Source organism: Mesorhizobium sp. M7A.F.Ca.CA.001.10.2.1 (assembly GCF_003998575.1).
Taxonomy (GTDB): Bacteria; Pseudomonadota; Alphaproteobacteria; order Rhizobiales; family Rhizobiaceae; genus Mesorhizobium.
This window is the reverse complement of the sequence record NZ_RZQY01000283.1, coordinates 1-7,302: the sequence shown is the minus strand read 5'-3', so window position 1 is coordinate 7,302 and position 7,302 is coordinate 1. Positions and strand designations below refer to the sequence as shown.

Below are 7,302 nucleotides of genomic sequence, written 5' to 3'. Positions count from 1 at the left end.
GGCTGGAGGTGGTGCGCGGGCGTCTTCTGGCTAAAGTCGGATCGTGGATGAACGCGCGGTTGGCACCGGTTCTCCTGACCGCATCCGTGGAATATGCCGCCTCGGCGCCCGGTCATGCCAACGCCCGTCCGCTACGCGACCTGGATCAAGTGCGGAATTTCTTCACCAGCCCGAGCATCTTCCCGATTCTTGACGCGCCTTGGGCACCGTTGTTTTTCGCCGCCATATTCGTCATGCACCCCTGGCTGGGCTGGTTGGCGCTGTGCGGCGGGATTGTCCTCTTTGCGTTGGCGTTGCTCAACGAATACGTCACACGCAAACCATTGACCGAGGCTGCAAATGCACAGTCGCGGGCATACGTGCAGGCCGAGGCGACGATCCGCAACGCCGAGGTCGTCCAGGCGATGGGTATGCTAAAGCCGCTGATGGAAGGCTGGAAGGCACAGCAGGACGAGGCGAACAAAGGACAAGTCCTTGCCGCTAACCGGGGTGGGGTCATCGCGGCCATCGCGCGTTGTCACCGGCTGGCCCTGCAAATGGCCATACTCGGCCTCGGTGCCTATCTGGTTCTTCGCAACGAGGCCTCGCCCGGTATCATGATCTCCGCCTCGATCCTGATGGGCCGCGCATTGTCACCGGTCGAGCAAGCGATCGGCACCTGGAAGGCGACGGTCGGAGCCCGTGCCGCTTACCGGCGCCTCACCGCGGTCGCCGGACAGCACCGGGAGGCCACACCGGTCCTGCCACTGCCCCGTCCGAAAGGCAGGTTTGAGGCCGACAACCTTGTGCTTGCCCGGCAGGGTGGCGAGCACATCCTCAAGGGGATCAACTTCCGCCTCGAGCCGGGTGAAGCGATGGCGTTGATCGGTCCGAGCGGGGCTGGCAAGACGAGCCTGGCGCGCATACTCGCCGGCGCCTGGCGCCCGTCCGCGGGGCGCGCCTTGCTGGACGGAACGGATGTTGCCCAATGGGCGGCGGAAGACCGTGGTCGTCATGTCGGCTATCTGCCGCAGGACATCGAGCTCTTCGCCGGCACCGTGTCCGAAAACATTTGCCGCTTCGCGATGCTCAACCCGGCGGTCTTCAACAAGGTGGTCGAGGCCGCGCAGTTGGCGGGAGTCCACGAGCTGATCAAAGGACTGCCGAAGGCGTACGGCACCGAAATCGGCGAAGCGGGTGCGATACTGTCGGGCGGGCAGCGCCAGCGCATCGGGCTGGCGCGGGCACTCTACGGCGACCCCGCGCTGCTTATCCTCGACGAACCCAATTCCAACCTCGACAGGGAGGGCGAGGAGGCATTGATTGCCGCTCTCGGCGTGGCCAAGGCGACGAATACGACCGTTATCCTTATCGCGCACCGCGCCAGCATTTTGGACAAGGTAGACAAGATACTGGTCCTCAACAGGGGTCAGCAAGATCTCTTCGGGCCGCGCGACCATGTCTTCAACGAACTCGCCAGCCGTGTCGGCAAGGTGGCCCATCTGCCCAAGGCGGCCCAGTTGCCAGCCCTTGAAGTGGTGAAGGAAATCAAAGAGGTCAAGGAAGCATGAGCCGCCCCCCCGAATTGAAGGTCGTGCCGCTGCCCCTCGCGCCGCCCTCTCTCCTGGAGCCGCAACCCCTCCGTCTCACCGGCGTGACGTGCACCGGCTTCGCGATCATGTTCCTGTTCTTCGGCGTGGCCGGGGGATGGGCGGCCCTGGCGCCGCTGGACAGCGCTGCGGTGGCGTCGGGCGTGATCAAGGTCGCCGGCGACCGCAAGCTCATCCAGCACCTCGAGGGCGGCATCATCGCGGAGTTGAACGCCGCCAACGGGGATATCGTCAAGGCGGGCAAGATCCTCGTCGGGCTCGACGACACGCAGGCAAAGGCGCAGCTCGACCTGATCCAGAACCGGATAGCAACGCGTGAGGCGCTGGCCGCGCGTCTCAGGGCCGAGCGTGACGGCAAGACCGAGATCGAGTTCAATCCGGCGTTGCTCGCAAACCCCGCGATCGCCGTGAAGGACGCGGTGGCAGCACAGCGTGACGTGTTTACAGCGAAGCACCACAATCTGAAGGACGAGCAGGAAATTCTCGGCCAGCGCCGTCACCAGGTCGAGGAAGAGATAACGGGGCTGGAGCAGCTTATCGTCACGGAAGACAAGCAGATCGAGGCAATCGAGGGTGAAAGCAAAGACCTTGAGGGTCTGCTCAAGAAAGGGCTGACCACCCGCGAACGGAACTTGTCGCTCAGACGCCAGCAGCGGGAGATCGAGGGCGAGCGCGCCACCAATGTCGCGGCAATCGCCCGTGCCGGAAGCGCCATGGCCGAGATCGACATGCAGATCCTGAACCTCAACACAGTGCGCCTGAACGAGGCCGTCGACGAGTTGAGCAAGGTCGAGGCGGAGCTGTTTGACCTCGGACAGCAGGAGCGTTCCGCCAGGGACGTGCTTAGCCGTACCAACGTTGTCGCGCCGGTTGACGGCATCGTCATGGACTTGAAGGTCCATACCGCGGGCGGTGTCGTGAAACCCGGTGAGACATTGATGACGATCGTACCGCTCGGACAACAACTCGTGGTCGAGGCTATGGTCAAGCCGGAGGATGTCGAGACGATCGCACCCGGACAGCTCGCGCGCGTCAGCTTCCCGGCCTTCGCCCGCTACAACCTGCCGCCGCTCGAGGGCGTCGTGGAGATCGTGTCGGCTGACCGCATGGTTGAGGAACGCAGCGGCGCACCTTATTTCGCGGCGACAGTTGTGATCGACAAAAGCGAACTCGGCAAGCTGGAGGGCCGCAAGCTGCTGCCCGGCATGTCGAGCGAGACGATGATCCGGACGGGGGCTCGCACCGTGCTTTCTTATCTCGCCGAGCCGATCACGCAGAACTTCCGCCGGGCCATGCGGGAAAAATAGCAGTAGGCCGCTGAACCGGATTCAGGAAAGCAGCATTCGCCCGGCCGTGATCGCCAGGAAGAACGCAAAGGCAAGCTTCAGGTAGCGCGGGTTGAGCGCGTGGGCGAGCTTGGCGCCCAAGGGTGCAAACAGAAAGCTCACCGGCGCTATGATGGCAACCGCCGGCAGGCTGACGTAACCCAGGCTGAGCGGAGGCCTGCCTGCAATTGCGAGACCCGACCAGATGAAGCCGGCCACCGCTGGAAGCGCGATAAGCAGGCCAAGCGCCGACGATGTGCCGACGGCCCGGTGCACCGGAAAGGAGAAGCTGGAAAGCGTCGGCACCGACAATGTGCCGCCGCCAATCCCCATGAGCGAAGAGACAAAGCCGATCACAGCAGCGATCGCGCGGTTGATCCAGCCGCTTTTCGGCAGGTGATCGGAGATCACGAGGTGCTTCGGCAACGCCATGTTGACGGCCACCAGCAGGCCGACGACGCCGAAGACCAGCCGCAAGCCGGCGCCCGGGATGAATTTCGACATGATGCCACCGACGAGGGCACCGACGAAAATGGCCGGGCCCCACAGATTGAGCAGAGGCCGATCAACGTTGCCGCGCCTGTTGTGTGACCGCATCGATGAGATCGAGGTGGGGATAATGACCGCAAGCGACGTCGCCACCGCCAGATGGCTGATCACATCAGGAGAAAACTGGAACAGGCTAAGCACCCAGAACAGCACCGGGACGATGACGATACCGCCACCGACTCCCAGCAGGCCAGCCAGCACGCCGGACGCCACGCCGGTCATGGCCAGGCCGGCGACCAGCATTGCAATCGTCAGCTCGTCGAAAACCGACGTGTCGAATCCGAAGTCCACTATGATTTCCCTTTGATGGCCGCGCCCGTCCGCTGCAGCAACCCCGATGCAGGTCGTTCCGAAATGCGTAACAGTTTTTGGGATGCGCTTTGGCTAGTGGCGCACCATCCCGGCGTCGACATTGAGCGTCTGGCCGGTGATCCAGCGCGCATCGTCGGAGGCCAGGAACGAGACCACGTCCGCGATATGTTCCGGCTGCCCTTTGCCTTTCATCGCCTGAAGCATCTCGACGAAGCCGAACGCCTCGTTGTGCGGGCTCGCCTTGACGCCGTCGCTCTCGATCAGGCCGGGCGTCACCGCATTGGCGGTGATGTTGTATTTGCCAAGCTCGGTGGCGAGCGCCCTGGTGAAGCCGATGACGCCACCCTTGGCCGCGACATAGGCAGCCATGTTCGGCGTGCCGGCAAAGAAGGTGTTGGATGCGATGCTGATTACCCGTCCGGCCTTCCCCGCCGCACGCATCTGGTCCGTACCGGCACGGCTGACGATAAAAGTGCCGGTCAAATTGACGTCGATGATCTTGCGCCAATGGTCGAGATCGACATCGTCCCAGGCGACGAACGGCACGATGCTGGCATTGTTGACCAGGATGTCGATGCCCCCGGTCAGGGCCTGGATTTCTCCGAAGAGTGCCTTGACGGATGCCGGATCGGAAATGTCGGCGGCGATCGCCCTCGCCTTTCCGCCTATCGCCGCGGCCGCCGCCCCGGCGCCTTCGGCATTGATGTCGCTGACGATGACGGTTGCCCCGTCGGCGGCAAGCCGCGCTGCGATCGCCTTGCCGATACCCTGCGCGGCGCCTGTAACCAGGGCCGTCTTTCCCGCAAGCCGTTCAGTCATGAAAATGCTCCCTCAATCCGTGGTGATGTCTGTTCAGGCGTCGGCGTCGATCACGGCCAGCGCCGCGTCGATGCCCCTGCCGATCGCCAGTTTCTGGCCGGCCGCATTCATGGCGCCGCCCAGTGCCGTCAGCGCCGCGATCGCATAGATCGGCTGGGCGGTCGGTCCCATATGGCCGATGCGCGTCAGCTTTCCCAAGGTCTCGCCGCGCCCCGACGAAAACACCACGCCGTAACGGGCGCGCGCGGCCTGGCGAAGCGCCTTCTCGTCGAAACCTTCGGGCGTGCGGACAGCGGTCGTGGTCGGCGACGCGATGCTGTCGCTGGCAGCCCAGATCGACAGGCCCATCGCGGCAACGCCAGCGCGCATGGCCTTGGCGGTGAGTGCATGGCGCGCCCACACCGCCTCCGGTCCCTCATTGAGGTAGAGGTCGAGCGCGACATCGAGCCCGTTGATCTCCGAGACCGACGGCGTAAATGGAAACGGCTTGTCCCGCGACCACGCATGCTCCCAGTCGACGATGCTCAGCATCGACGCGCGCGGCGCCAGGGGATTGGCCTTCATCTTGGCCCAGGCCCGCTCGCTGACACCCATCATCGTCAGGCCGGGAGGCGCGCCCAGGCATTTGTTCGGGCCGGTGACATAGATATCGGCCTTGCAATCCCCGGGATGCGTCTTCATGCCGCCAAAGGACGAGACGGCATCGACGATGAGATAGCCGCCATGCGCTGAAACCAGCGCACCGATGGCGTCGATCGGATTGATGGTGCCGGACGGCGTGTCGTGGTGGCAGACGGAAACGACGGTGATCTCCGGATGCGCCTTCAGCATTGCCTCGACCTCCTGCGGATCGATCGCCTCGTTATAGGGCACCTCGATCTCGAGCAGATGTGGCGAATAACGCTTCGCCCAATAGCCGAACCCCTTGCCGTAAACGCCTGAGGCAAGGTTGAGCACGACATCGTCCGGCGTGATCAGCGAGGCCGCGGCGGCCTCCAGGCCAAGCACCGGCTCGCCATGCAGGATGACCGGCTTGTTCGACAGCCGCATCGCCTTTTGCGCCTTGTCGACCACACCTTCGTAGAAAAGCTGGAACGCCGGGTCGTAGTCGTAGAGCACCGTGCGCCCGAGGCCGCGCAGCACTTCGGCATAGGCGTTCACCGGCCCCGCGGTCAGGGTGATGACCGGATCGGCATGTTCGAGATAACGCATCGTCTTGGTCTCCGGATTGGCGGGGGTCAGCCGTAGAATTGCGTGCCGGTCCTGTAGGTCTTGAAGTTGTCCATGTCGTGCGAGTACATCAGCTCGGCGCCATGGTCCTCGGCAAGTTTCTTCACCTTGCGCATCGAATTGACGCCCGCCACCGGGTCGATGTGGAAGGCCGCCTGGCACAGCGTTTCAAGGCTCTTCTGCGTATAGGCCGCGTCGATCGTGAACATGATCGGCTTGCGCTTGGGGAACTCGACCAGCAGGCTGTAATGGCCGATCGAATGGCCGGGCGTCGAGATCAGCCGGACGCCCCTGGCAAGCTCGACGTCGCCATCGATGCCTTCAAAGGTCGAGTTCGCCCGTGTCGTTCCCGCAAGCAATTGCCCGGTCGCGCCACGCGCTTCGGCAGCCTCCGCCGAAAAGCTCAGATCGGAATAGCCGAGATGTTCGAAGGGCTGCGGATCGCACGCCTGCGGCACCTCGGTCCGGTGACAGATCTTCTTGGCATGCGGAAAATACTTGTTGCCGCCGCAATGATCGAAGTGGAAATGCGAATTGACGACGACGTCGATGTCCTTCGGTTCGAGGCCGAGCAGCGCCAGGGCGCCGGGGATGGTCTGGTGCTTTTCCTGGATCGGCTTTTCGAACGGCAGCACCTTCATCACGTGATCGTAGTCGTAGCCGGTGTCGATGAGGAACCGGCCCTCGGCATGCTCGATCAGGATCGAATAGACCGGGAAGCGCACTTCGCCGCCAGGGCCGCGATTCCAGAACACATGATAGCCGTCGAGAACGAGCGAGCCGCCATCGAGCAGGTAGACCTTGGTATCCGACATTCTTGCCTCCTTTATTGGCGCGGGTCCCATCCGCGCATGAATTGTCCTCAGCGCGCGCCGCGCTCGTATGGAATGCCGAGCGCCGCCGGCAGGCTCGCGCGCCGGCCGAACAGCACCAGCATGATCATCACCGCCAGGAACGGCAGCATCTGGATGATGTCGGTCGGTATGTTGATCCCGGCCACCTGCATGGCCGTCGTCAGCGACAGGCAGACACCGAACAGCAACGCACCGAACAGCACCCAGATCGGGCGACCGCGCGCCAGCATGGCCAGCACGATGCCGAGAAAGCCCGCGCCATTGGTGATGAACGGAATGAACAGCCCAGCCCCGACATTGGCGAGATAGGCGCCGCCGAGCCCAGCCAGCGCTCCGGTCGTCAACACGGCGATGGTGCGGGTCCGCACGACATCGATGCCGGCGACATCGAGCGCGGCCGGCTTGTCGCCTGCCGCCTGCAAATTGAGGCCGAGTTGCGTGCGCCGATAGAGGTAGCTCATGCCGAAAACCAGCGCGACCGCCAGATAGACGATCAGATGATGCTTGAAGAATGCAGGCCCGATGACCGGGATGTCCGAAAGCAGCGGAATGACGGTCGCATCCGCCGCGGGCAGGCGCGGGTAGCTGCGTGAGAACTGGAAATGGTGGAGCAGTGCCGTCAGG

7 protein-coding genes are annotated in these 7,302 nt (G+C 63.7%); 2 read left to right on the top strand and 5 right to left on the bottom strand.

The window, feature by feature from the left end; all coding sequences use genetic code 11:
* Together EN964_RS18725 and EN964_RS18720 are read left to right on the top strand one after the other, a co-directional pair.
* Positions 1-1,550 (top strand): type I secretion system permease/ATPase (locus EN964_RS18725; RefSeq protein ID WP_127276609.1); only part of this gene is annotated, 1,550 nt, incomplete at its 5' end.
* The gene (locus EN964_RS18720; protein ID WP_127269264.1) at positions 1,547-2,896 is read left to right on the top strand and encodes an HlyD family type I secretion periplasmic adaptor subunit; all 1,350 of its coding nucleotides are present in this window, start codon (positions 1,547-1,549) and stop codon (positions 2,894-2,896) included. The genes EN964_RS18725 and EN964_RS18720, both read left to right, overlap by 4 nt.
* Before the next feature lie 21 nt (positions 2,897-2,917).
* On the opposite strand, the gene EN964_RS18715 is transcribed toward EN964_RS18720, so the two are convergent.
* The 5 genes from EN964_RS18715 to EN964_RS18695 all read right to left on the bottom strand — a co-directional run.
* Positions 2,918-3,754, bottom strand: coding sequence for a sulfite exporter TauE/SafE family protein (locus EN964_RS18715; RefSeq protein ID WP_127269265.1), 837 nt, complete (start codon positions 3,752-3,754; stop codon positions 2,918-2,920).
* A gap of 93 nt (positions 3,755-3,847) precedes the next feature.
* Positions 3,848-4,594, bottom strand: a complete 747-nt coding sequence (locus tag EN964_RS18710; protein WP_127270367.1) for an SDR family NAD(P)-dependent oxidoreductase — start codon at positions 4,592-4,594, stop codon at positions 3,848-3,850.
* Positions 4,595-4,627: 33 nt separating this feature from the next.
* Complete coding sequence (gene ppaT / locus EN964_RS18705) at positions 4,628-5,806, bottom strand: pyridoxamine--pyruvate transaminase (protein WP_127270366.1); 1,179 nt, start codon at positions 5,804-5,806, stop codon at positions 4,628-4,630.
* A gap of 26 nt (positions 5,807-5,832) precedes the next feature.
* Complete coding sequence (locus EN964_RS18700; RefSeq protein WP_127267957.1) at positions 5,833-6,639, bottom strand: 4-pyridoxolactonase; 807 nt, start codon at positions 6,637-6,639, stop codon at positions 5,833-5,835.
* Between the two features lie 47 nt (positions 6,640-6,686).
* A partial coding sequence (locus tag EN964_RS18695; protein ID WP_164775877.1) for an ABC transporter permease occupies positions 6,687-7,302 on the bottom strand: 616 nt, incomplete at its 5' end.

What these genes read in the sequence shown, in the direction of transcription:
- EN964_RS18710 (WP_127270367.1), bottom strand. Translation starts at nt 4,594, where the DNA reads ATGACTGAACGGCTTGCGGGAAAGACGGCCCTGGTTACAGGCGCCGCG.
- EN964_RS18700 (WP_127267957.1), bottom strand. Translation starts at nt 6,639, where the DNA reads ATGTCGGATACCAAGGTCTACCTGCTCGATGGCGGCTCGCTCGTTCTC.
- EN964_RS18720 (WP_127269264.1), top strand. Translation starts at nt 1,547, where the DNA reads ATGAGCCGCCCCCCCGAATTGAAGGTCGTGCCGCTGCCCCTCGCGCCG.
- ppaT (WP_127270366.1), bottom strand. Translation starts at nt 5,806, where the DNA reads ATGCGTTATCTCGAACATGCCGATCCGGTCATCACCCTGACCGCGGGG.